The sequence below is a fragment of the Cellulomonas sp. H30R-01 genome (assembly GCF_010119915.1).
GTDB lineage: Bacteria > Actinomycetota > Actinomycetes > Actinomycetales > Cellulomonadaceae > Cellulomonas > Cellulomonas algicola.
Window position 1 is genome coordinate 1,655,715 of record NZ_CP048210.1, and the last position, 23,236, is coordinate 1,678,950.

Sequence of the window (23,236 nt, forward strand, 5' to 3'; positions counted from 1 at the left end):
TCACACGTCCGTCGTGCGCGCCCGCACCGGGCTGACCACCTCCTGAGGGGTCAGCGGTGCGGGCGTCGCACGACGGCGGCGCATGAGCGCCTTGTCGATCTCGGCGACGACGGGCAGCACCAGAGCGAGGCCGATCGCCGCGAACCACTGCGGGCTCGTGAGCGACTGCGTCGTCAGCCAGCCCTGCAGGAAGTCGAGCTCGGTGGCGAGGACGACGAGCAGCACGGGGATCGTCAGGACCTTGACGGCGGACAGCACGGGCGGCAGGAGCCCCGACTCGGGCTCGCGGCGCAGCACGAGGCCCGACAGCGTCGACCCGAGCCCCATGACGACGAACGCCATCGTCATGGACGCGCTCGGCTCGTCGGTGGACAGCTCGTCCGGCCCGGCGACCAGCGGAACCGCGGTGGCGAGGCACAGGACGACGCCGTACAGGACCCACCGGCTGATCGCGCGCCGGTTGCCGATGCCGAGCTTCGGGTCGCGCGGCGGACGGCTCATGATCTCCGGCCCGACGGGGTCGAGCATGATCGCGATCACGGGCGCGACGCACACGAAGAAGTTGAGGAACAGCACCATCATCGGCGTGAGGGCGACACCGCCGTTCACGTCGGCGATCGTCGCGAGCAGGAACAGCAGGACGAGCCCGATGAGCTGGCTCATCTGGAACCGGATGTACGCGGTGATCTTCTGGTAGATGCTGCGGCCGAGCTCGACGGCGTGCACGAGGGTCGAGAAGTTGTCGTCGGTGAGGACGAGGCGCGCGGCCTGCTTGGTGACCTCGCTGCCGGACCCCATGGCGACGCCGATGTCGGCCTGCTTGATCGCGGCAGCGTCGTTGACGGCGTCGCCGGTCATCGCGACGACGAGTCCCTGCTGCTGCATGAGCTGGACGAGCCGCAGCTTGTCCTCGGGCGTCACGCGGCCGAAGACGTGCAGGTCGGGCAGCCGCGCGAGCAGCTCGTCGTCCGTCATGCGCGCGAGCTCGGCACCGCTGATCGCGCCCGGCGGCAGGCCGAGGTCGTTGCCGATCGCCGACGCGGTGACGGCGTGGTCGCCCGTGATCATCCGGACGTCGATGCCCGCGCGGTGCGCGATCTCGACGGAGACCTTCGCGGACGGCCGCAGCGGGTCCATGATGCCGACCATCCCGACGAACACGAGCTGCTGCACGTAGGCCATCGGGTCGGCGACGATGCCCGCCTCGTCGGCCGGCGTGAGGATGCGCACTGCGAACGCGAGCGTGCGCAGGCCGGACTGCGCGAGCCTGTCCTGCTCGGCGTCGATCGCGGGCCGCAGCTCGGCGATGTCGACGAACCGGCCGGGAGCGGCGAGCGCGTGCGTGCACCGCTGGAGCACGACGTCCGGCCCGCCCTTGACCACCTCGATGAGCACGCGTGGCTGGTCGCGCCACGGCATCCAGTGCGCGCTGGCCATGAACTTGTACGCCGAGTCGAACGGCACCTCGGCGATCCGCGGGTACGTGCGGCGGCTCTCCTCCGCGTCGACGCCGAGCTTCGCGGCGAGCACCACGAGCGCGGCCTCGGTCGGGTCGCCCACGACCGCGCCGTCGTCGGACACGAGCGCGTCGCTCGCGAGGCACAGGCCGTACGCGAGCGGCGTGAGGTCCGGCACCGCGGCACCCGCGGGTGACAGGATCCGGCCCGTCTTCGCGTAACCGGCACCCTCGACCGTGTAGTGCTGACCGCCGAGCCACAGCGCGGTCACGGTCATCTCGTTGAGCGTGAGCGTCCCGGTCTTGTCCGAGTTGATCGCGCTCGTGGCACCGAGGGTCTCGACGTCCGCCAGGTTCGCCACGATCGCCTTCGCGGCGGCGAGCTGCTTCGCGCCGTACGCGAGCATCGCCTGCACGAACGTCGGCAGACCCGTCGGGATCGCGGAGATCGCGACGGCGGTCGCGAGGAAGAGCAGGTCGCCGATCGGGTCGCCGCGCAGGACGCCGATGACGACGATGAGCGCGACCGCGGACCACGCGATCGCGCCGAGCACCTTGGTGAGCGCGTCGAGCTCGCGCTGGAGCGGCGACCTCGTCTTCTCGACCGACGACAGGAGCGTCGCGATGTGGCCGATCTGCGTGGTCATGCCCGTCGCCGTGACGAGCAGCGTCCCCGTGCCGCGCGTGACCGCGGTGTTCTGGAACGCCATGTTCGCGCGGTCGCCCAGCGGCACGTCCTCGTCCGCGAGCGGATCGGTCGCCTTGCCGATCGGCGCGCTCTCCCCCGTGAGCGCCGCCTCCTGCGTCTCCATCGTGGCCGTGCGGACCAACCGCCCGTCGGCGGGCACGATGTCGCCCGCCTCGAGCTCGACCACGTCACCGGGCACCAGCTCGTGCGCGGGCACGAGGGACACCGCGCCGTCGCGCCGCACCTTCGACATCGGCTCCTGCATCGTCGCGAGCGCGTCGACGCTCTTGCGCGCCTGCATCTCCTGCCGCGTCCCGATGACGACGTTCAGCAGCACGAGGAACCCGACGATCGCCGCGGTCGAGTACTGCCCGATGACGAGGCTCACGACCGCGACGGCCAGGAGCATGAGGTTCATCGGGTCGCGGACCTGGACCAGCAGCACGGACCACACCGACGGCGGTGCCTGTGCGGTGAGCGTGTTCGGGCCGTACTGCCGCTGGCGCATGCCGACCTCGCCGTCGGCCAGGCCGGTGCGTGGATCGGTGCCGAGCGCGCGCGCGACCTCCTCCGCCGTGAGCGCCCACCAGCGCGTGTCGTTGCCGGACGTGCCGGGCGTTGCCGGCGCCTGAGTCGACTGGGTCACGACCACCCTCCCTCGGTCGACCCGGCGCGAACCGGGCCCGCAGTGCCTCGTCCTTCCGCTCGACGCTAGGACGACGCGCCGGTCGGTCGCCTCACTCGTCGCAGGTGATGCCGCGTCACCGGGAAGCCTCCCGGCGCCGGGTGCAGACTGCCCCTGTGACGACCGACAGCACCCGCCCCGAGCAGGCCGTCCGCGCGCTGTCGCACGCGCAGCAGCACCGGCGGCGCGCGTCGCACCTGTACGGCCTCGTCATCACCGGCTCCGTCCTCGCGGCGGCACCCGAGGCGTTCGGGCTCGCGCGCCTGGCGGTCGCCCTCGTCGGCACGCTGCTCGTGTACTGGGCCGCCGAGACGTACGCGCACTGGGTCGCGCTGCGCTCGCTGCTGGGCCGCCCGCTGCACGGGCACGAGCGCACCGAGGTCGTCCAGGACGGACTCCCCCTCGTCGCGGCGTGCCTCGTGCCCGTCGTGGTGCTGCTCGTGGAGGCCGCGATCGGCGTCGAGACGTCGCGCGGCGTGGAGATCGCGCTCGTCATCAACGTCGCGCTGCTCGGGTTCGTCGGCTGGAACATGGCCGGCGGCGGCGGGATCACGGGCTGGCGGCGGTTCCTCGCGAGCGTCCTCACCGCCTTCCTCGGGCTCGCGATGGTCGCGCTCAAGCTCTCGCTCCACCACTGACACCCGCCCCCGTCGCGCCTACCACCCGCCGCGGGTGATGTGCGCGTGCCGGCGCACGACGAGAGTGACGAACCCGTGGACCCGTCGAGGCGTCCACGGCACGCGCGCAGCGGGCACGACACGAGGAGGACGACGTGAGCGACGTGGAGGACACGACCGAGGAGCTCGGGCCGATCGACTACCTGGTCGTCGAGTTCCCGAGGAACAAGCTGGACGGGACGGCGTTCCCGCTGCTGGTGGACCTGGTCGACCGCGGGATCATCCGCGTGCTCGACCTCGTCTTCGTGGAGAAGGACGAGGACGGCGAGGTGCACGCGCTCGAGCTGCACGAGGCCGCGTCGGGCGAGGTCGACCTCTCGTTCTTCGAGGGCGCCGCGTCGGGCCTCATCGGGGACGACGACGTCGCGGAGGCCGCGAAGGCGCTCGAGAACGGCTCGGCGGCGGGGATCCTCGTCTTCGAGAACCGGTGGGCGGCACCGTTCGCCTCCGCGCTGCGACGCGGCGGCGGACAGCTCGTCGCGAGCGGACGCATCCCCGTGCAGGCGATCCTCGCGGCGCTCGACGACCTCGACGCCGCGTGACGGACCCAGGTCGGACGAACCGGAGGAGGAGACCATGCCAGGACTGATCCGCGGGGTGGCCCGCACAGCCGTCGTCGCGGGCACGGCGAGCGCCGTGTCCGGACGCGTGCACCACCGCCAGCAGCAGCGCTGGGCCGACCAGGCCCAGCCCCAGGCCTACGCCGAGCCGCAGGCCTACGCCCAGCCGACGTACGCGCAGCCGGTGTACGTCGCGGCGCCCACGCCCGAGACCGAGGGTCCGGACATGGACACCAAGATCGCGCACCTCAAGCAGCTCGCCGAGCTGCGCGACCAGGGCGTGCTGACCCCGGCTGAGTTCGAGGTGCAGAAGGCGCAGATCCTCGCCTCGTGACGGCCACGCACGAAGCCCCCGGCGTGGGTGCCGGGGGCTTCGTCGTGCCGGTCGTGGGTGGCGGGACGGGAGCGGCCGTCAGCCGAACGCGGCCCCCTCGACGGCGCTGTTCGGCGCCGGGTCCGGCAGGCGGCGCATCCGCAGCGCGTTGACGAGCCCGAGCAGCCCGGCGAGGAGCGGCAGCAGGAGCGCGACCTGCAGCGCGCGCGGACGGACCTCGTCGTTGATGCGGACGATCTCGTCCTGCACGTCCGGCGGCTCGTCCGCGAGCAGCTCCGTGAGCTGCGTCGTGCTCATCAGCTGCGCGTCGTCGTCGAGCGCGCGCGACACCTGCTCCTGCTGCGCGCTGCTGAGCACCGTGCTCGCGTCGGACTGCGCCGTGAACCCGACGGCGAGCGCGCCCAGCATGAGGGCGCCGGCGAACGCGAGGCCGAACGACAGGCCGAACGACCCGGCCGCGGAGTTCACGCCCGCGGCCTCGCTCACGCGCTCCTCGGAGATCGGGGACAGCGTGTAGTTGTTGAGCTGCGACACGAGCAGGCCGAGGCCCGACCCGACGACGAGGAGCGGGACGACCAGCCACCAGCCGGTCGAGGCGCGCGGCACGACCGGGATCAGCGCGCCGACACCCACGACCCCGAGCGCGAACCCCGCCAGCACCAGGTCGGCCGGGCGGCGCGCGGCCGCACGCTTCCCGGCGAGCAGCGCGACCGCGAACATGCTGAGGGACAGCGGCGCGAGCGACAGGCCCGCGGCCATCGCGTCGTACTCGAGCACCATCTGCAGGAAGATCGGCAGGGAGATCATGAGCCCGCCGAGCGCGGTCTGCTGGAGCATCTGCTGCGAGACGCCGACGCGGAACAGCGGCGAGCGGAACAGGTCCGGGTCGATGAGGACGGGCCGCCCGGCACGCTTGCGGCGCAGCAGCCAACGGACCAGCACGACGAGCGCGACCGCGCCGACGCCGACGAGCGCACCGACGGCCTCGCCGCCCTCCTGCCAGACGAGCACGCCGAGGACGATGCCGCCCATCGCGAGCGCGGACAGCACGGCGCCGACGACGTCCACGGACCGGTCGCCCGTGTACGGGACGTCCTTGACGAGCCGGATGCCCGAGAGCACGACGGCGATGACGACGGCCTCGAGCGCGAACGCCACGCGCCACGACAGGTAGGTCGTGATGAACCCGCCGAGGAGCGGGCCGACCGCGGCGGCGATCGACGCCGACGCCCCGACGAGCGCGTAGACCTTCTTCTGCGCCGGTCCGCTGAAGTTGCCGTGGATGAGCGACTGCATCGACGGCAGCAGGAGCGACGCACCGAGCCCGCCGACGACCGCCCAGAACACGATGATCGCGGTGAGCCCCTGCGCGAGCGTCATCGCGATCGCGCCGGTCGCGTAGCCGAGCAGGCCCACCACGTACGCGCGCTTGCGCCCGACGAGGTCGCCGACCTTGCTGCCGATGAGGATGAACGCCGCGGAGACGAGCGCCTCGAGCGCGATCGCCGACTGCACGCCGCTGACCGTGGTGTCGAGGTCCCGCACGACCGCGGAGATCGACACGTTCATCAGCGACGTGTCGACCACGAGCACGAACATCGCCATCGCGAGCAGGAGCGCGAGGCGGCGGTCGAGCGGTGCTCCGGACGGTGACGCTCCTGCGCTCATGGTCTGCCACCCCGTCGTCGCACCAGTCCGGACCCTCGCAGCGTCCAGCCACCGCGCGGCCCCGGACGTCACCCGCGGCGGGTGGTCCTGCGGCCGCGCGCGAACGCCCGCGGGCGCGCAGGCGCACGACCTGCCAGGATCGGCCCGTGGTCGACCTGGCTGCCGGCTGGACGGAACGCACCGTCCGCGTGGACGGGCGCCGCGTGCTCGTGCGGTGCGGGCCGCACGTCGAGGGCGCGGTGCCGATCCTGCACGTGCACGGGTTCGCGATCTCCGGGCTGTCGCTCCTGCCGACCGCGGAGCGCCTCGCGCACCGCGCGTGGAACGTCGTGCCCGACCTGCCGGGGTACGGGCGCAGCGAGAGCCCGCCGTCGACGCTCGGCATCCCCGCGCTCGCCGACGCCGTGCTCGAGGTCCTCGACGCGCTCGAGCTGGAGCAGGCCGTCCTCGTCGGCAACTCGATGGGCTGCCCGGTCGTGCTGGAGGTCGCGCACGTCGCCCCCGAGCGCGTGCACCGCGCGGTCCTCGCCTCCCCCGCGGGCGGCATGTACAACCAGCCGTTCGTCCGGGGCCTGTGGCAGCTGCTCAAGGACGCGGGCCGCGAGAGCCCGGCGATGGCGCGCACCGCGGTGCCCGACTACCTGCGGTTCGGACCGGTCAACACGCTGCGCCTCTTCGACGAGCTCGTCCGGTTCCCGTCGCAGGAACGGATCCTGCGGCTCGACGTGCCCGCGCTCGCGGTGATCGGCAGCCGCGACCCGATGATGCCGCCGCCGTGGCGGGTGTTCGAGGTCGCGCGGCTCGCGCCCGACCACGTGACGCTCGCGGTGATCGTCGGCGCGGCGCACGCCATGAACTTCAGCCACCCCGGCGAGCTCGCGCACGTCATCGGCTCGTGGCTGGACGACGTGCCGATCGTCGACGACCCCGACGAGCCGGGCGAGTCGCGCGTGCTGCAGGTGCCGCGGGACTGACACCCCGGGGCCCCTGCGGGCGTCACGACCTCAGGGCGCCTCGAACCCGATCGCCTTGTGGCTCCCGTCGCACCACGGCTTGATCGCGGACGCCCCGCAGCGGCACAGCGCCACGGTCGCCCGGTGCTTGACGACGGGCTCGCCGCGGTCGTCGACCACGGGCACGTCGCCGCGCACGAGCAGCGGACCGTCGGGGCACGCGACGATCGACCCGCGCACGGGCGTCGCGCCGTGCTCGTCGGCGGCGCTCACGCCGCGACCCGCAAGGACGACTCGCCGCGCTCCCACGCGCCGACGAGGTGCGCGGCGACGAGGTCGTCGAGGAACAGGCACACGCACGCGCCGAACAGGATGTCCGCCACGAGCTCGGGCTCCTGCTCCGCGAGGCCGCCGGCCAGGTCGCGGCACGCGATCTGCTCGTGCACCGCGTCGGCCTCGACGTGCTCGTCGAAGTACTCGGTCACGTCGTCGCCGTACCCGTGCCGCCGGAAGCCGTCGCCGTACAGGCGGTTCGGCAGCGACGACGTCATCTCGAACGCGGCCAGGTGCCCGGCGACGGCGCCGCGCAGCCGGCGGTGCAGCCCGAGCAGCGACATCGCGTTGACCGCGGCGAGCGTCACGGCGGGGACGTCCTCGACGTACCGGCCGAAGGTCGGCTCGAGCCCGACGCCCTGCATCGTGCGGGCGAACAGCGCGCTGTGCATGCGGTCAGGGGCGCCACCGCCGTACTCGTCGGCCTGGATCTCGACGAGCGCGGCCTTCGCGCCACCCGCGAGACGCGGCACCGCCCACGTGTGCGGGTCGGCCTCCTTGAGCTGGTACAGGGACCGGTGCACCAGCAGCTCGTGCAGCTGCTCGTCGGTCGCGTGCCGGCCGACGTACCGCGACAGGCTCGGGCCGGGCGTGGGCGCGGTCAGCGCGAACAGCGTGTCCGCGACGGCTCGCCGGTCGGCCGGCACGCCGTCGGGCACGGTCACCCGCGCGCGGAGCTCACGCTCGAACGCCTCCTCGAGGACCGCGCGCGCACGCAGCAGGTCCGGCGCCCACTCCCACGCCTCGTCGACGCCCTCGACGCCCGCGTAGTGCAGCTCGTAGAGGACGAACAGCGTGAGCTGGACGTCCTCGTCGGTCAGGAGGTCGGTGCTGCGCTCGACGGCACGCCGTGCGGCCTGCACGAGACGGTCGTCCGCCGGTGCGTCCGTGCGCGGGGCCGCCGCCGTCAGGGCGTCGAGGACGGCCGCGCCGAGCGGGCCGCGGGGCTGGGGCGACTTCATCGGGTCTCCGAGGTGGCCGGGCACGGCCACACCTCCGAAGCCGTCGAGCAGGTTCCAGCCTCACACGCGCGAGCGACCCCCGCACGGCGAGCCGCTCACCCGCCCGTGCGCTCTGACCAGCGACGATCACCCACGACGGGTGAGGAAAGTGCACGCCTGGTCGCGGGATCGTGGACCTGGCCGGGGACCCGCCGGCGAGGACCGAGGAGGCACGCGATGGATTCGTTCTGGGACTGGTTCTGGCTGCTGGTGTGGTGGTTCGTCTTCTTCATGTACCTGGTGCTGCTGTTCCAGATCATCGGTGACCTGTTCCGCGACCGGTCGCTCGGTGGATGGGGCAAGGCCCTGTGGGTGGTCGGGCTGATCTTCCTGCCCTTCCTCACCGCGCTGATCTACATCATCGCCCGCGGCCACGGGATGGCCGAGCGGCAGATGGCGCAGCTCAAGGAGACCCAGGCGGCGACCGACGCCTACATCCGGCAGACCGCGCAGACGTCACCGGCGAGCGCGATCGCCGACGCCAAGAAGCTGCACGACCAGGGCGTGATCAGCGCCGAGGAGTTCGCGCAGCTGAAGGCCAAGGCGCTCGCCTGACCCGCCCGGCGATGGACGGGAGGGGCCCGTCGCCGGGCGGGTTCGCGGGCCGCACCCGACGCGTGGTGCGGCCCGCGAACGCGCCCCCGGACGACTTCGGGGTCGTGCTGGCCCTGCTGTGCGTGGTCTACCTCGTGTTCGTCCTGACGGCCGAGCCCTGGACCAGCTGGTTCGTCGTCCTCGGCTACCTCGGGGCCCTGTTCTTCGCGGTCCGGACGTCGCGCCCCGGGCCGCGGCTCCGGCTCACCGTCCGCGTGGTGCTCGTGCTGTCGGCGGTCGCGACCGTCGCGTCGCTCACGCTCCTGCCGGAGGAGACGGCGACCGGCGTCGTCAACGGCGTGTTCTGCGTCCTGCTGGGCGTGACGCTCGTGACGATCCTCGGGCGGATCCTCACCCGCCGCGAGGTCACGCTCAGCACGATCGCCGGCGCGCTGAGCGCCTACCTCATCCTCGGTCTGTTCTTCGCCAACGTGTTCGGGGTGCTCGCGTGGCTCCTGCCCGAGCCCTTCTTCGCGGCCGGGCAGCCCGCGGACCAGCAGTCGCTCCAGTACTTCTCGTTCACGACGCTCACGACGCTCGGCTACGGCGACTACACCGCGGCGAGCTTCGCGGGGCGCGGCGTCGCGACGTTCGAGGCGCTGCTGGCCCAGGTCTTCCTCGCGACGCTCGTCGCCCGGCTCGTCGCGTCCTACCGTCGCCAGTCGGTCGCGGAGGAGGACGCCGCCGACGAAGGCCGCTGACGCCCGCTCGACGCGCGCGCCACGGGCCGCTCCCCCACACTTGCCGCGTGCGAACCATGGGTGTCGAAGAGGAGTTCCTGCTGGTCACGCCCGACGGCGTGCCGTACGCGGTGGCGCCGACGGTGCTGCGGCTCGCGGCCGACCTGCCGTCGGACCCGCGACCGGGCGGCGATCTCGAGAAGGAGTTCAAGCAGGAGCAGGTCGAGGTGTCGACGCACCCGTGCACCGACCTCGACGACCTCCTCGCGCAGGTGCGTGACGGCCGCGCCCGGACCGACGCGGTCGCCCGCCAGGCCGGCGCCCGCATCGCCGCGATGGGCACCGCGCCGCACGTCGTGGAGTCGACCGTCATCCCCGACAGGCGCGCGAACGAGATCCGGGCCCGCTTCGGCCAGACGGCCCGCGAGCAGCTCACGTGCGGGTGCCACGTGCACGTGGCGGTCGCCGACGACGACGAGGGCGTGCACGTCATCGACCACCTGCGCGCGTGGAACGCGGTGCTCCTCGCGCTCAGCGCCAACAGCCCGTCGTGGCTCGGCTCCGCCACCGGGTACGCGAGCTACCGCTCGCAGGTCTGGGGCCGCTGGCCCACGGCCGGCGCGACCGCGCCGTTCGGCGACGCCGCGACCTACCGCGCGGTCATCGCCGAGCTGCTCCGCTCCGGCACCGCGCTCGACGACGGGATGATCTACTTCGACGCCCGCCTCTCAGCGCGCTACCCGACGGTCGAGGTCCGCGTCGCCGACGTGTGCCTCGACGCGCAGGACGCGGTGCTGCAGGCGGTCCTGGTCCGGGCGCTCGCGGAGACCGCGGTCCGGACCGACCCCGACCCCGCGCCCGTGCGCGCCGAGATCCTGCGGTCCTGGACGTGGCGCGCCGCGCGCTCCGGCACGACCGGCGAGCTCGTGAGCCCCACCACCGGCGAGCCGCGGCCCGCCGCCGACGTCGTCGCCGAGCTCGTCGACCACGTGCACGACGCGCTCGTCGAGAGCGGCGAGCTCGACTGGGTCCGGGCACGCGTCGCCGACGTCCTGCGCCGCGGGAACGGGGCCGTGCAGCAGCTCGCGTGGCGTGCGGAGGGTGCCGACGACGACGCCGTCGTCCGCCGGGCCGCCGACGTCACGCTCGGCTGACCGGCACAGGCACGGAGCTGAACGGGACCGGCTCGGAGGGGCCGGCGCGCGCCCTCGCAGGCCACGTGCCGGTCGGTCGGTCGTCAGCCGGGGATGCCGCGCTCCTCGTCGTCGGAGTCGGCGGCCTCGCTCGCGTCGTCCTTCAGCGGCTCGGTCGTCGGCGCCTGGCTCTCGTGCCCCGGCGGAAGCGGGTCCGGGTCGGCACCGAGGGACGGCAGGTCGGGCTGCTTCGGGTCGAAGCTGTCAGGCAGGTTCTCGCTCATCGCCTCACCGTGACACCGCGCACGGCACCGCGCACCCGCACGCCACGGGCTGGTGCCCGACGCCGTCGGTCCGGCCCCGGGGACGGCCGCGCGAAGATCCTCGACGCGCAGAGCCTCGTCGTGGCGACGCCCACCTGGGTCGGCCACCCGTCGTCGTGGGCGCAGCGCGCGCTCGAGCGCATGGACGCGATGATCTCCGAGACCGACGACCAGGACCGGCCCGTCGCGTACGACGAGGTCGCGGGCGGTCGTCACCGGGAACGAGGACGGCGCGCACCACGTGATCTCCGAGATCGTCGGCGGGCTCGGGGACATCGGGTTCACGGTCCCGCCGCGGGCGTGGACGTACGGGAACCAGGGCCCCGGACCCGGGCCGGACTACCGCGACACCGACCACGGCCACGACTGGTCGGCGTCGACCGGCCGCGCGATGGCCGGCAACCTCGTCGCGGTCGCCCGCGCGCCGGCCGCGAACCCCCTGCCGGCCCCCGCGTCCTGACCGCAGCGGTCGCGGCCTGCCGCACCCGGGCCGACGATGGACGTCGGGTGGAGAAGCAGCCCGCGGGCGGTCCGTCCGCCCACCCCACGACGCCCCGGCGGGGCTGCGGAGGTGCGCACCATGAGCTTCGAGCAGGAGTCCGACCATCTGACCGGCACGAAGGACAAGGACTACAACATCCTGTGGTTCACCCAGACGTGCCTCGACAACGTCCTGCGGCTGGAGACGTACGCCCAGGACGCCGAGCGCGACGGCGACACCGAGCTCGCGGAGTTCTTCCGCCGGGCTCAGGGCGAGAGCCGCAAGGGCGCCGAGCAGGGCAAGCAGCTCCTCGCGTCGCGGCTGCGCTGACGTGGGGCAGCACACCACACCGCCGGTCGACCTCCGCCTGGTGCAGATCTACCTGAGCGACCACCTGACGGGCGCGTCGGGCGTGATCTCCCGCGTCGGGTGGATGGTCGAGCGGTACGCGGGCACGTCGGCGGAGCCGGTCCTGCTGCGGCTCCTCGAGGAGCTGCGCCAGGAGCGGCGGGTCGTGCGCGGGCTGGCCGACCACCTCGGCGTGCGGCTGTCGCCGTGGAAGCCCGTGGCGGCCGTCGCGGCGGAGCGCGCCGGGCGCCTCAAGGTGAACGGCCGGCTCACGTCGAAGTCGCCGCTGTCGCTGCACCTCGAGCTCGAGGCGCTGCGCTCGGGCATCTCGGGCAAGCGGTCCCTGTGGGCGACGCTCGAGGTGTGGTCGGGCACGCTGCGGCTCGACCGCGCGCGGCTCGTCGCACTGCGCGCCCAGGCGGACGACCAGGTGCGCGCGGTCGACGAGCTCGCGGAGCGCGTCCGGACCGTCGCGCTGGCGACCGAGGCCGCGGTCCCGGACGTCACGGCGGACGCGTCGCCGATCTGACGCGCGGCGTCGCGGGTCAGCCCGCGAGCGCGGCCCGGAGGAAGGCGATGTCCTCGGCCTGCCGCTCGGCGGGCGTCTCGACGACCGCGTCGCACCCGGCCTCCCGCACGACGTGCGCGATGAGCTCGGGCGGGATCGTGCCGGTCGCGAAGTTCGCGTGCCGGTCGCGGCTCGACCCGGCCTCGTCGCGCGAGCTGTTCGCGTGCACGAGGTCGATGCGTCCGGTGATGGCCCGGAGGCGGTCGACGATCGTCTCGAGGTCCTCGCCCGCGGCCCACGCGTGGCAGGTGTCGAGGCACACGCCGACGTCGTAACCGCCGATCTTGTCCCACAGCATCGCCCACCGGTCGAGCGTGCGAGCGCACGCGTTCTCGCCGCCCGCGGTGTTCTCGACGAGCACGCGCACGGGGTACGTCGCGCGCTCGAACGTCTTGCGCCAGTTGTCGATGCCGACCGCGACGTCGTCCCCGTCACCGACGTGCCCGCCGTGCACGATCAGCCCGCGCGCGCCGAGGCCTGCGGCTGCGGCTGCGTGCTGCGCGATCATGTTGCGGCTCGGGATGCGGATCCGGTTGTTGGTCGACGCGACGTTGACCAGGTACGGCGCGTGCGCGTAGATGCCGAGGCCGCTCGCGACGAGCGCGTCGGCGTCGTCGCGCGGCACGGGCTTCTTCCAGCCCTGCGGGTCGGCCAGGAAGATCTGGACGGCCTGGGCGTCGACCTCGGCGGCGGCGGCCATCGGGTCGGCGTCGCGGACGTGGGCGCCGATGAGCACCACGGTCGTTCTCCTTCGGTGGGAGGCGTCGGGCACGGGTCAGGCTAGCCGCCGCCTCCGACGTCGGCCGTCACGAGGCCGTGAGCGACCCGAGCGGCACGGCGGGGTCGGCGAGACGGTCCCGGTCCACGACGACGCCCGACCGGATGAGCGCCTGCACGTCGTCGACGACGTCCCACACGTTGACGTTCATGCCCGCGACGACGCGCCCCCCGCGTCGCCAGAAGGCCACGAGCTCGCGCGCCGCGAGGTCGCCCCGCACGACCACCTCGTCGTACCCGCCGTGCGGCGCGTGCCCGACGTACTCCATGCCGAGGTCGTACTGGTCGGTGAAGAAGTACGGGAGCCGGTCGTACGGCTCGTCGCGGCCGAGGATCGTCGCGGCGGCCGTGGTCGGCTGGTTGAGGGCGTTCGCCCAGTGCTCGACGCGCACGTGCGTCCCGAGCAGCGGGTGCGCCGCACGCGCGACGTCCCCGACGGCCAGGACCTGCGGGTGCGACGAGCGGAGGTGCTGGTCGACCACGACACCGTCCTCGACGTGCAGCCGGGCGGCCTCGGCGAGCGCGGTCCGCGGTACCGCGCCGATGCCGACCACGACCAGGTCGGCGGGCACGACCGTGCCGTCCTCGAGCGCGACCCCGCCGACGGAGGTGCCGTCGGCGGCGGCGACGAGCTCAGCGACGTCGGCGCGCGTGCGCAGGTCGACGCCGTGCTCGCGGTGAAGGCCTGCGAAGAGGTCGGCGAGCTCGGGCCCGAGGACGCCGACCAGCGGGAGCACGTCGCGGACCAGCACGGTGACGTGCGCGCCGGCGCCGCGCGCGGCCGCGGCGACCTCGAGCCCGATCCATCCGCCGCCCACCACCACGACGCGCCGGTCCGGCGTGAGCGCCGCGCGCAGGCGGTCGCTGTCGGGGAGCGTGCGCAGGTACGCGACGCCGTCGAGGTCCGACCCGGGGACGTCGAGCCGGCGCGGCTCGGAACCCGTCGCGAGGACGAGGTGGTCGAAGCCCGTCCGCGTGCCGGACCCGTCGACGACGTCCTGCGCGCCGAGGTCGAGCGCGGTCACGGTGGTACCGGTGCGCAGGTCGACGTCGTGCGCGGCGTACCACCCGGCCTCGTGGACGAACGCGGAGTCGCGCTCGTCGCTGCCGGTCAGGTACCCCTTGGACAGCGGGGGCCGCTCGTAGGGGCGGTCGGGCTCGGCGCCGAGCAGGGTGACGCGGCCGTCGTACCCGCCCTCCCGCAGCGCCTCGACGGTCTTGGCGCCGGCCAGGCCGGCCCCCACGACGACGACCCGACCGGACACGACGACCTCCTGGGAGACGTTGAGGCGTCCCGTCGGTGTGCGGGCACCGTGCCCAGCGCAGCAGGTCAGGCGCGTTCCCGCAACGGCTCGCAGTGTGCGGAAGTCCACCTCGCTCCCCCGCGCCGGATCGGCGCGCGGCTGGCACATTGGGCGGATGCTGATCTGGCCGGGACGCCCCTATCCCCTGGGCGCCACCTACGACGGGACCGGGACTAACTTCGCGCTGTTCTCCGAGGTCGCCGAACGAGTCGAGCTGTGCCTCTTCGACGCGGACGGGACGGAGACGCGCGTCGACCTCACCGAGGTGGACGCCTTCGTCTGGCACGGCTACCTGCCCGCGGTCGGGCCGGGCCAGCGCTACGGGTACCGGGTGCACGGCCCGTACGACCCGGCGCGCGGCCTGCGCTGCCACCCGTCGAAGCTGCTGCTCGACCCGTACGCGAAGGCGATCGACGGGCAGGTCGACAACGACCCGTCCCTGTACACGTACCGGTTCGACGACCCGACGGCGACGAACGACGACGACTCCGCCGCCCACACGATGAAGTCGGTCGTCGTCAACCCGTACTTCGACTGGGGCCACGACCGGCCGCCGCAGCACCAGTACCACGAGTCCGTGATCTACGAGGCGCACGTGCGCGGTCTCACGCAGCAGCACCCGGCCGTGCCGGAGGAGCTGCGCGGGACGTACTCGGGCCTCGCGCACCCCGCCGTGATCGAGCACCTGTCGTCGCTCGGGGTCACCGCGGTCGAGCTCATGCCCGTGCACCAGTTCGTCAACGACCCCGTGCTGCAGGACAAGGGCCTGTCGAACTACTGGGGCTACAACACGATCGGGTTCTTCGCGCCGCACAACGCGTACTCGGCGTACGGCGGCGGCGGTCAGCAGGTGCAGGAGTTCAAGGCCATGGTCAAGGCCCTGCACGAGGCCGACATCGAAGTCATCCTCGACGTCGTCTACAACCACACGGCCGAGGGCAACCACCTGGGTCCGACGCTGAGCTTCCGCGGCATCGACAACGCGAACTACTACCGGCTCGTCGACGACGACCAGGCGCACTACTTCGACACCACGGGCACGGGCAACTCGCTGCTCATGCGCTCGCCCAACGTGCTGCAGCTCATCATGGACTCGCTGCGGTACTGGGTCACCGAGATGCACGTCGACGGGTTCCGCTTCGACCTCGCGGCGACCCTGGCTCGCCAGTTCCACGAGGTCGACCGCCTGTCGGCGTTCTTCGACCTCGTGCACCAGGACCCGGTGATCTCGCAGGTCAAGCTCATCGCCGAGCCGTGGGACGTCGGCGAGGGCGGGTACCAGGTCGGCGGGTTCCCCCCGCTGTGGTCGGAGTGGAACGGGAAGTACCGCGACACGGTGCGCGACTTCTGGCGCAGCGAGCCGTCGACGCTCGGCGAGTTCGCGAGCCGCATCTCCGGCTCGTCGGACCTGTACGAGCACACGGGCCGCCGGCCGATCGCGAGCCTCAACTTCGTCACCGCGCACGACGGCTTCACGCTCGCGGACCTCACGTCGTACAACGAGAAGCGCAACGACGCGAACGGCGAGGGCAACGCCGACGGCGAGAGCCACAACCGGTCGTGGAACTGCGGCGTCGAGGGCCCGACCGACGACGCCGACGTCCTCGACCTGCGCTACCGCCAGCGCCGCAACTTCCTCGCGACGCTGCTGCTCTCGCAGGGCATCCCGATGATCCTGCACGGCGACGAGCTGGGCCGGACGCAGCAGGGCAACAACAACGTCTACTGCCAGGACAACGAGCTGTCGTGGGTCGACTGGGACCTCGACGAGCGGCAGACGCAGCTCCTGGAGTTCACGCGGCGCGTCGTGCGGCTGCGGCAGGACCACCCGGTGTTCCGGCGCCGCCGGTTCTTCGCCGGCAAGCCCGACGACGCCGACCAGTCGGACCTCAAGGACATCGAGTGGCTCGCGCCGAACGGCGAGCACATGAGCCCGGAGACGTGGAACAGCGACCTCGCGCGCGCGGTCATGGTGTTCCTCAACGGCGACGCGATCGCCGAGCCGGACATGCGCGGCGAGGAGATCGTCGACGACTCGTTCCTCGTGCTGTTCAACGGCGAGCCGGAGTCCGAGACGTTCGTCGTCCCGTCGCACCGGTACGGCGACTCGTGGACGGCCGTCTTCGACACCGACTCGCAGGTCGCGCCCGGCGCGACGCTGGAGGCCGGCCAGGACGTCGTGCTGGCGCACCACTCCGTGGTCGTGCTGACGCGTCCGCCGCTGCAGACGAAGCCGACGTCGTCCGGTATCGGAGCAGTCGCGGAGGCGTCGCACGAGGCGGCCCGCGTCCGCCGGCAGGGGGACAGCGGCCGGACCACGGACCGCGACGAGCCTCGGCGACGCTCTCGCAAGGGATCGGGCGCGTGACGGACCTGCGCGCGGCGCCCCCACGTCCGACGCCCGCGCGCCGGCTCGTGGGGCCGGGGCGACCCGTCCCGGTGTCGACGTACCGCGTCCAGCTGGGCGCGGACCTCACGCTCGACGACGTCGCGGCCCGCGTGCCGTACCTCGCGTCGCTCGGCGTGACGCACGTGTACCTGTCCCCCGTGCTCACGGCGGCACCGGGCTCGACGCACGGCTACGACGTGGTCGCCCACGACGAGGTCTCGCCGGTGCTCGGCGGGCTCGCAGCGCTGCGCCGGCTGTCCGCCGTCGCGCACGAGGCGGGCCTCGGCCTGGTCCTCGACATCGTGCCGAACCACATGGCCGTGCCGACGCCCGTCTGGCACAACCGGCCGCTGTGGTCGGTGCTCGACAAGGGTGCGGACTCGCCGTTCGCGTCGTGGTTCGACGTCGACTGGTCGGCGGGCGGCGGCGACGTGCTCATGCCGGTCCTGGGCGACCGCATCGGCGCCGTCCTCGCGCGCGGCGAGCTGCGCCTCGACGAGGCCGACGTCCCGGGCGAGGGCGTGCGGCAGGTCCTGCGGTACTACGACCACGTCTTCCCCGTCCGCGAGGGCACCGAGTCGCTCCCGATGGCCGAGCTGCTCGAGCGCCAGCACTACCGCCTCGCGTACTGGCGGGTGGCCGACGAGGAGCTGAACTACCGGCGGTTCTTCGACGTCGGGACGCTCGTCGCGGTCCGCGTGGAGGACCCCGAGGTGTTCGACGCGACCCACCGCCTGGTCCTCGACCTGCTCGCGGACGGGACGCTCGACGGCCTGCGCATCGACCACCCCGACGGCCTCGCCGACCCCGCGGGCTACCTCGCGCGGCTGCGCGAGGCGAGCGGCGAGGCGTGGGTCGTCGTGGAGAAGATCCTGCAGGGCGACGAGCGCCTGCCCGGTGACTGGGACACCGCGGGCACGACCGGGTACGAGGCGCTGTGGCGCATCCAGCAGACGTTCGTCGACCCGGGTGGCGCGGCCGTGCTGGCCGGGACGATGCACCGGCTGACGGGCGACACGTCCGACGCGTTCGCGGCGATCGCGGAGCAGGCCAAGCGCGAGATCGTCGACGGCCCGCTGTACGCCGAGGTCCACCGGCTGACGGCGCTCGCCGCCGACATCTGCACCGAGGACCTGCGGCTGCGCGACCACACGTGGCGCGCGCTCGAGGAGTGCCTCGTCGAGCTGCTCGTCGCCTTCGACCGGTACCGCGCGTACGTCGTGCCGGGTGACCCCGTGCCCGCGGAGTCCGTCGAGGTCGTCGAGGCCGCGGCCCGCGAGGCCCGCGCCCGCCTGTCGCCCGAGCGCGGCGAGACGATGGACGTGCTCGTCGACCTGCTGCTCGGGCGCGAGGTCGGCAGCGCGGGGCTCACCCGGGGACGACGCCGCGACGAGCTGATCGTGCGGTTCCAGCAGACGTGCGGCGCGGTCACCGCCAAGGGCGTCGAGGACACGGCGTTCTACCGGTGGACCCACCTGGTCGGCCTGTGCGAGGTCGGCGGCGAGCCCGAGCGGTTCGCGCTCACCCCGACGGACCTCGCGGCCTGGGCGGCGGAGCAGCAGGTCTCCGCACCGCTCGGCATGACGACGCTGTCGACGCACGACACCAAGCGCGGCGAGGACACCCGCGCACGGCTCGGGGTGCTCTCGGAGCTGCCGCTCGAGTGGTCGCAGCTCGTCGACGCGCTGCGCGCCGCGTCCGCGCCCTTCCGCGGTGCGCTGCTCGACGGTCGCACCGAGTACCTGCTGTGGCAGACGCTCGCGGGCACGTGGACGCCCGACGGCCCGATCGCGGCCGACCGGCTCACGGAGTACCTGACGAAGGCGATCCGGGAGGCGAAGACGCGCACGACGTGGACCGCACCCGACGAGGCGTACGAGCGCGCCGTCCTCGACACCGCGCGCGCGTCGCTCGAGGACGCGACCGTCCGCGACCTGCTCACTGCGTGGGAGGCCCGCACGCGTCCGGCCGTCCGCGCCGCGACGCTCGGCACCAAGCTCGTGCAGCTCACCCTGCCGGGCGTCCCGGACGTCTACCAGGGCACCGAGGTGCCGCAGCCGACGCTGGTCGACCCCGACAACCGTCGCCCGGTGGACCACGAGGGCCTGGTCGCGCGGCTCGCCCGCCTCGACGACGGCGCGGGCCCGCGGGACCTCGCCGACGAGAAGCTGCTCGTCACGGCGCGCGCGCTGCGGCTGCGCCGCGACCTGCCCGAGGCGTTCGTCGGCCCCGAGGCCGGCTACGTGCCGCTCGCGCACTCGTCGGGGCACAGCCTCACGTACGCCCGCACCGTGGGCGGCGACCCGCGGGTCGCGGTCGTCGCGACGCGCCTCCAGGCCTCCGTCGACCGCCTCGGCGGCTGGGGCGAGCACACCGTCGCCCTCCCCGAGGGCGAGTGGCACGACGTGCTGACCGACCGTCCCGTCACGGGCGGGGTGCGCGAGGTCGGCCCGCTGCTCGACCGCCTCCCCGTCGCGCTGCTCGTCCGGACGGAGGGCTGACGCATGCGCCCGCACGTGTGGGCACCCGCCGCCCGGAGCGTCGACCTGGTGCTGCCGGAGACGCGCGAGCGGCTCGGCATGGTCCCGGCAGGCGACGGCTGGTGGACCGTCAAGCGCGACCTGTCGCACGGGACCGACTACGCGTTCGCGCTCGACGGCGGCGACCCGTTGCCCGACCCGCGAAGCGCGTGGCAGCCCCACGGGGTGCACGGGCCGAGCCGCGTCTTCCACCCCGGCCGGTTCCCGTGGACCGACGCGGGGTGGAGCGGGCTCGACGTCCGCGGACGCGTGGTCTACGAGCTGCACGTCGGCACGTTCACGCCGGGCGGGACCCTCGACAGCGCCGCCGACGCCTTGCCGGAGCTCGTGTCGCTCGGGGTCGACGTCGTCGAGCTCATGCCCGTCGCGCCGTTCGACGGGCCGCGCGGCTGGGGGTACGACGGCGTGGGGCTGTACGCGGTGCACGACGCCTACGGCGGCCCCGCGGCGCTGCAGCGGTTCGTCGACGCCGCGCACGGCCTCGGCCTCGCGGTCTGCCTCGACGTCGTGCACAACCACCTCGGCCCGTCCGGCAACTACACCGGCCTGTTCGGCCCCTACGCGACGGACGCGCACCACACGCCGTGGGGCGCCGCGATCAACCTCGACCAGCCCGGCGCGCACGTCGTGCGCCGGTGGATCGTCGACAGCGCGCTGCGCTGGCTGCGCGACTTCCACGTCGACGCGCTGCGCCTCGACGCCGTGCACGAGCTGCGCGACGACTCGGAGCAGCACCTGCTCGCGCAGCTCTCCGACGAGGTCGCCGCGCTGTCCGAGCGCGTCGGCCGGCGCTTGTCGCTCATCGCCGAGACCGATCTGAACGACGTCGCGAGCGTCGCCCCGACCGCCGCCGGCGGCTGGGGCATGACCGCGCAGTGGGCCGACGACGTGCACCACGCGCTGCACGCGCTGCTCACAGGCGAGCGGCACGGCTACTACGTCGACTTCGGCGCGCCCGCGACGCTCCGGCACGCGATGACGCGCGTGTTCGTCCACGACGGCGCGTGGTCGACCTTCCGCGGCCGCGACTGGGGCCGGCCCGTCGCGAGCGGGACCGACGGCCACCGCTTCGTCGTGAGCACGCAGACGCACGACCAGGTCGGCAACCGCGCGATCGGCGACCGCCCCTCCGAGCGCCTCGACGCGGGCACGCTCGCCGGATCCGCCGCGCTGCTCCTGCTGTCCCCCTTCACGCCCATGCTGTTCCAGGGCGAGGAGTGGGGCACGCGCACGCCGTTCCAGTTCTTCACGTCGTTCGCCGACCCCGACCTCGGCCGGGCGGTCAGCGACGGGCGGCGCGCGGAGTTCGGCGGGCACGGCTGGGCCGACCTGTACGGCGGTCCCGTCGAGGTGCCGGACCCGCAGGACGAGGCGACGTTCCGCCGGTCCGTCCTCGACCGCGCCGAGCGCTCCCGGCCGCCGCACGACCGGCTGCTCGACTGGTACCGCGAGCTGATCGCGCTGCGCCGGTCCGTCCCCGACCTCGCGTCGGGGAACCTCGCCGCGACCGACCTCGCGTGGGACGGCCCCGAGACCGCCGACGGCCCGTGGCAGGGCGTCCTGGTCCTGCACCGCGGCGCGGCCCGCGTCGTCGTCAACCTCACCGACGCCGAGGCCCGCGTCCCGCTCCCGACGGACGCGCCGCTCGACGTCGCCGCCGCGTGGGAGCCGTGCGCGCTCGAGCCGGGTGCCGACCCGCACGTCGTGGTCCCGGGCCGTTCGGTCGCCGTCCTCGTGCCGGCCGCGGTCGACTGACAGGCTCTCGCCCGCGACCGGTCGACGTCAGCGGGCGGGGAACCGCGCCAGCGCGGCACTCCAGTCGTCCGCCGCGCGCCTGACGCCGTCGAGCGGCACCGTGACGGCGACGAAGAACGCGAAGAGCGCGGCGTCGCCGCCCGCCTCGTGCAGCCACGGCGGCGCGCACTCCAGCGACAGGTGCACGCGGACGGTCGCGACCGAGTCGTCCCGCGCGGCGAGGCTGAACGCGAGGCACGGCTCGGTGAACGCGAGCAGATCCTCCTCCGGCGCGTCCTGGCGGACCGGAGCGACGTGGCCGGACACCACCCCTCGCAACCACCCGTCGAGGTCGCGCGCGTCCCACGTCGTCAGGCTCGCGTCGGTGAACGTCCACGCCCGTCCGTCCGCGAGCCGCACGCGTCCGCGCACGACGAGCCAGTTCGCGTCCCAGTCGCCGGGCGGCGCGCCCACCGCGCCCGGGAACTGGTAGCCCACGAGCCGCAGGTCGACGGACGCGCCGTCCCCGGACTCGAACCGCACGCCGCGCCCGCCGGGGTCAGGCGGTGACGCGGGCCGCGCCGTCGGCGGCGAGCGCGCCGAGGCGGGACAGGGCGCGGTAGTACTTCTTGCGGTAGCCGCCGCGCAGCATCTCCGCGGAGAAGAGGTCGTGCTCTCCCCCGCCGCCCAGCAGGACGGGCACGTCGCGGTCGTAGAGCCGGTCGACGAGCACGACGAGCCGCAGCGCGACGTCCTGCGTCGGCACGGGCGCCACGCCGGTGAGGCCGACGAGCTCGACGCCGTCGAGCAGCGCGCCGTACCGGCTGGGGTGCACGCGCGCGAGGTGGTCGAGCAGTGCGGGGAACGCGTCGAGCGTCGCGCCGGGGACGTCGACGACGGCGCGCTGCACCTCGGCGTCGGCGAGCCCGTCCGCGTCGGTGACGACGGACCGGTGGCGGTAGTCCTGCCCGTCGACGCGCAGCACCTCGAACCGCGCGGCGAGCGCCTGGATCTCGCGCAGGAAGTCGTCGGCGGCGAATCGGCCCTCGCCGAGCGACTCGGGCAGCGTGTTGGAGGTGGCCGCGAGCGCGACGCCGCGGTCGGCGAGCTCGCGCAGCAGGCGGGACATCAGGACGGTGTCGCCGGGGTCGTCGAGCTCGAACTCGTCGATGCAGACGAGCTTCTTGCCCGCGAGCGCGTCGACCGTCGGCAGGAAGCCGAGGGCGCCGACGAGGTTGGTGTACTCGACGAACGTGCCGAACGCGGCGTCCTGGGTGCCGACCGCGTGCGCGAGGGACGCGAGCAGGTGGGTCTTCCCGACGCCGAAACCGCCGTCGAGGTAGACGGCGGGCGCGGTCCGCCGGGACGCGCGCCGGAACAGGCCGCCACGGCCTGCGCCGTCTGTGATGGTGCGAGCGACGGTGCGCAGCCGGTCGACGGCCGCGCGCTGCGACGGATGGGCGCCATCAGGGACGTAGGTGTCGAAGGACTCGCCGGCGAAGTGACGCGGCGGGACGAGCTCGGCCAGCAGCCGCGCCGGCGGGACCTGCGGCGTGCGCGCCGTGAGCGACGCCGGTCCCGGGTGCGCACCGTCGGGGCGGGCGGCGGGGTCGACGGCTGTCACGACGGACAAGCCTACGTCCGGCATCCGGGACGGTCGCGTCGGGGTGACCGGCGTCACGCCAGGGCACGACGCCGGGTGCGGCCGCGCGGCTTCTACACCCGGACTGGACACCCGTCCCACATGCCGATGCGCTCGTCTCACCATACGGAAGCCTTCTCCCGTGTCACCCGTTCGTCTGACAGCCTCGTCGGGTGATCGCGACCGGGTCTCCCGCCATGTGTCGGTGCTGCTGCGCCGCCGCGGGCCCGGCCATGTCGATGTGCTGCTGTCCGCGGAGAGACTGACCCCGCCCCACGTCCCCCACGCTCGGGCGCGCGGTCTGCGCCCCGAGTCCCGTCCCCCAGGCGGTGGGTGCAGCACGCACGTCCACGATCCCCCGGAGGTAG

General features: G+C 73.8%; 22 protein-coding genes. 13 read left to right on the plus strand and 9 right to left on the minus strand.

From position 1 onward, the window contains the following. Positions 1-2,790, minus strand: a complete 2,790-nt coding sequence (locus tag GXP71_RS07290; protein WP_162352113.1) for a cation-translocating P-type ATPase — start codon at positions 2,788-2,790, stop codon at positions 1-3. Positions 2,791-2,945: 155 nt separating this feature from the next. Here GXP71_RS07290 and GXP71_RS07295 point away from each other — a divergent pair, with 155 nt between their 5' ends. The 3 genes from GXP71_RS07295 to GXP71_RS07305 all read left to right on the plus strand — a co-directional run bounded on the left by GXP71_RS07295 (position 2,946) and on the right by GXP71_RS07305 (position 4,400). Continuing rightward, the gene (locus GXP71_RS07295; RefSeq protein WP_238402674.1) at positions 2,946-3,467 is read left to right on the plus strand and encodes a hypothetical protein; all 522 of its coding nucleotides are present in this window, start codon (positions 2,946-2,948) and stop codon (positions 3,465-3,467) included. 134 nt (positions 3,468-3,601) lie between these two features. Next, a complete protein-coding gene (locus GXP71_RS07300) occupies positions 3,602-4,048 on the plus strand; it encodes a DUF6325 family protein (RefSeq protein WP_235843455.1) in 447 nt (148 codons plus the stop codon). A 34-nt stretch (positions 4,049-4,082) separates the two neighbouring features. Next, the gene (locus GXP71_RS07305; RefSeq protein ID WP_162352115.1) at positions 4,083-4,400 is read left to right on the plus strand and encodes an SHOCT domain-containing protein; all 318 of its coding nucleotides are present in this window, start codon (positions 4,083-4,085) and stop codon (positions 4,398-4,400) included. Between the two features lie 78 nt (positions 4,401-4,478). Here the strand turns inward: GXP71_RS07305 and GXP71_RS07310 are convergent, their stop codons facing one another. After that, a complete protein-coding gene (locus tag GXP71_RS07310) occupies positions 4,479-6,068 on the minus strand; it encodes an MFS transporter (RefSeq protein WP_162352116.1) in 1,590 nt (529 codons plus the stop codon). Positions 6,069-6,214: 146 nt separating this feature from the next. Here GXP71_RS07310 and GXP71_RS07315 point away from each other — a divergent pair, with 146 nt between their 5' ends. Beyond that, positions 6,215-7,042 carry an alpha/beta fold hydrolase gene (locus GXP71_RS07315; protein ID WP_162352117.1) on the plus strand — a complete coding sequence of 276 codons (828 nt, stop codon included), beginning with the start codon at positions 6,215-6,217 and terminating at the stop codon, positions 7,040-7,042. 30 nt (positions 7,043-7,072) lie between these two features. Here the strand turns inward: GXP71_RS07315 and GXP71_RS07320 are convergent, their stop codons facing one another. Next, entirely contained in the window at positions 7,073-7,294 is a 222-nt protein-coding gene (locus GXP71_RS07320; protein WP_168677083.1) for a CDGSH iron-sulfur domain-containing protein, read from the minus strand. Next, the gene (locus tag GXP71_RS07325; RefSeq protein ID WP_162352118.1) at positions 7,291-8,316 is read right to left on the minus strand and encodes an iron-containing redox enzyme family protein; all 1,026 of its coding nucleotides are present in this window, start codon (positions 8,314-8,316) and stop codon (positions 7,291-7,293) included. Before GXP71_RS07325 ends, GXP71_RS07320 begins: the two co-directional genes overlap by 4 nt. Before the next feature lie 216 nt (positions 8,317-8,532). On the opposite strand from GXP71_RS07325, the gene GXP71_RS07330 reads away from it, so the two are divergent. From GXP71_RS07330 to GXP71_RS07340, 3 genes are read left to right on the plus strand one after another with little or no spacing between them, the layout of a single operon-like run. Then, positions 8,533-8,910 carry an SHOCT domain-containing protein gene (locus GXP71_RS07330; RefSeq protein WP_162352119.1) on the plus strand — a complete coding sequence of 126 codons (378 nt, stop codon included), beginning with the start codon at positions 8,533-8,535 and terminating at the stop codon, positions 8,908-8,910. 11 nt (positions 8,911-8,921) lie between these two features. Then, positions 8,922-9,650: a potassium channel family protein gene (locus GXP71_RS07335; protein WP_238402675.1), complete on the plus strand. Its 729-nt coding sequence runs from the start codon at positions 8,922-8,924 to the stop codon at positions 9,648-9,650. A 56-nt stretch (positions 9,651-9,706) separates the two neighbouring features. After that, positions 9,707-10,783 carry a glutamate--cysteine ligase gene (locus GXP71_RS07340; protein WP_162354252.1) on the plus strand — a complete coding sequence of 359 codons (1,077 nt, stop codon included), beginning with the start codon at positions 9,707-9,709 and terminating at the stop codon, positions 10,781-10,783. An 83-nt stretch (positions 10,784-10,866) separates the two neighbouring features. Here GXP71_RS07340 and GXP71_RS20315 read toward each other — a convergent pair whose 3' ends face one another. Beyond that, positions 10,867-11,046, minus strand: coding sequence for a chromosome partitioning protein (locus GXP71_RS20315; RefSeq protein ID WP_238402676.1), 180 nt, complete (start codon positions 11,044-11,046; stop codon positions 10,867-10,869). Positions 11,047-11,326: 280 nt separating this feature from the next. Between GXP71_RS20315 and GXP71_RS20115 the strand changes: the two genes are divergently transcribed. The 3 genes from GXP71_RS20115 (at position 11,327) to GXP71_RS07360 (ending at position 12,443) form a co-directional block, all read left to right on the plus strand. Further along, positions 11,327-11,545, plus strand: a complete 219-nt coding sequence (locus GXP71_RS20115) for a hypothetical protein (RefSeq protein WP_202924339.1) — start codon at positions 11,327-11,329, stop codon at positions 11,543-11,545. Between the two features lie 120 nt (positions 11,546-11,665). Continuing rightward, positions 11,666-11,896, plus strand: a complete 231-nt coding sequence (locus tag GXP71_RS07355) for a hypothetical protein (protein ID WP_162352120.1) — start codon at positions 11,666-11,668, stop codon at positions 11,894-11,896. Between the two features lies 1 nt (position 11,897). Further along, positions 11,898-12,443 carry a hypothetical protein gene (locus GXP71_RS07360; protein WP_162352121.1) on the plus strand — a complete coding sequence of 182 codons (546 nt, stop codon included), beginning with the start codon at positions 11,898-11,900 and terminating at the stop codon, positions 12,441-12,443. A 16-nt stretch (positions 12,444-12,459) separates the two neighbouring features. On the opposite strand, the gene GXP71_RS07365 is transcribed toward GXP71_RS07360, so the two are convergent. Both GXP71_RS07365 and GXP71_RS07370 read right to left on the minus strand, forming a co-directional pair. Further along, positions 12,460-13,221 (minus strand): deoxyribonuclease IV, encoded by a 762-nt coding sequence (locus tag GXP71_RS07365; RefSeq protein ID WP_202924340.1) that lies wholly within the window; start codon positions 13,219-13,221, stop codon positions 12,460-12,462. Between the two features lie 67 nt (positions 13,222-13,288). Then, the gene (locus tag GXP71_RS07370; protein WP_162352122.1) at positions 13,289-14,524 is read right to left on the minus strand and encodes an NAD(P)/FAD-dependent oxidoreductase; all 1,236 of its coding nucleotides are present in this window, start codon (positions 14,522-14,524) and stop codon (positions 13,289-13,291) included. A 154-nt stretch (positions 14,525-14,678) separates the two neighbouring features. On the opposite strand from GXP71_RS07370, the gene glgX reads away from it, so the two are divergent. The 3 genes from glgX to treZ are packed head-to-tail and all read left to right on the plus strand — an operon-like array spanning position 14,679 to position 21,247. Beyond that, positions 14,679-16,931 carry a glycogen debranching protein GlgX gene (glgX, locus tag GXP71_RS07375; protein ID WP_162352123.1) on the plus strand — a complete coding sequence of 751 codons (2,253 nt, stop codon included), beginning with the start codon at positions 14,679-14,681 and terminating at the stop codon, positions 16,929-16,931. Continuing rightward, positions 16,928-19,453, plus strand: a complete 2,526-nt coding sequence (gene treY / locus GXP71_RS07380) for a malto-oligosyltrehalose synthase (protein WP_238402677.1) — start codon at positions 16,928-16,930, stop codon at positions 19,451-19,453. The genes glgX and treY overlap by 4 nt, the downstream gene beginning before the upstream one ends. Positions 19,454-19,456: 3 nt before the next feature. Further along, on the plus strand, positions 19,457-21,247 hold the full coding sequence (treZ, locus tag GXP71_RS07385) for a malto-oligosyltrehalose trehalohydrolase (protein WP_162352124.1): 1,791 nt from the start codon (positions 19,457-19,459) through the stop codon (positions 21,245-21,247). A gap of 27 nt (positions 21,248-21,274) precedes the next feature. Here the strand turns inward: treZ and GXP71_RS07390 are convergent, their stop codons facing one another. Together GXP71_RS07390 and zapE are read right to left on the minus strand one after the other, a co-directional pair. After that, positions 21,275-21,769 carry a hypothetical protein gene (locus GXP71_RS07390; protein WP_162352125.1) on the minus strand — a complete coding sequence of 165 codons (495 nt, stop codon included), beginning with the start codon at positions 21,767-21,769 and terminating at the stop codon, positions 21,275-21,277. A 16-nt stretch (positions 21,770-21,785) separates the two neighbouring features. Beyond that, entirely contained in the window at positions 21,786-22,874 is a 1,089-nt protein-coding gene (gene zapE, locus GXP71_RS07395; protein ID WP_162352126.1) for a cell division protein ZapE, read from the minus strand. Positions 22,875-23,236: the final 362 nt, after the last annotated feature.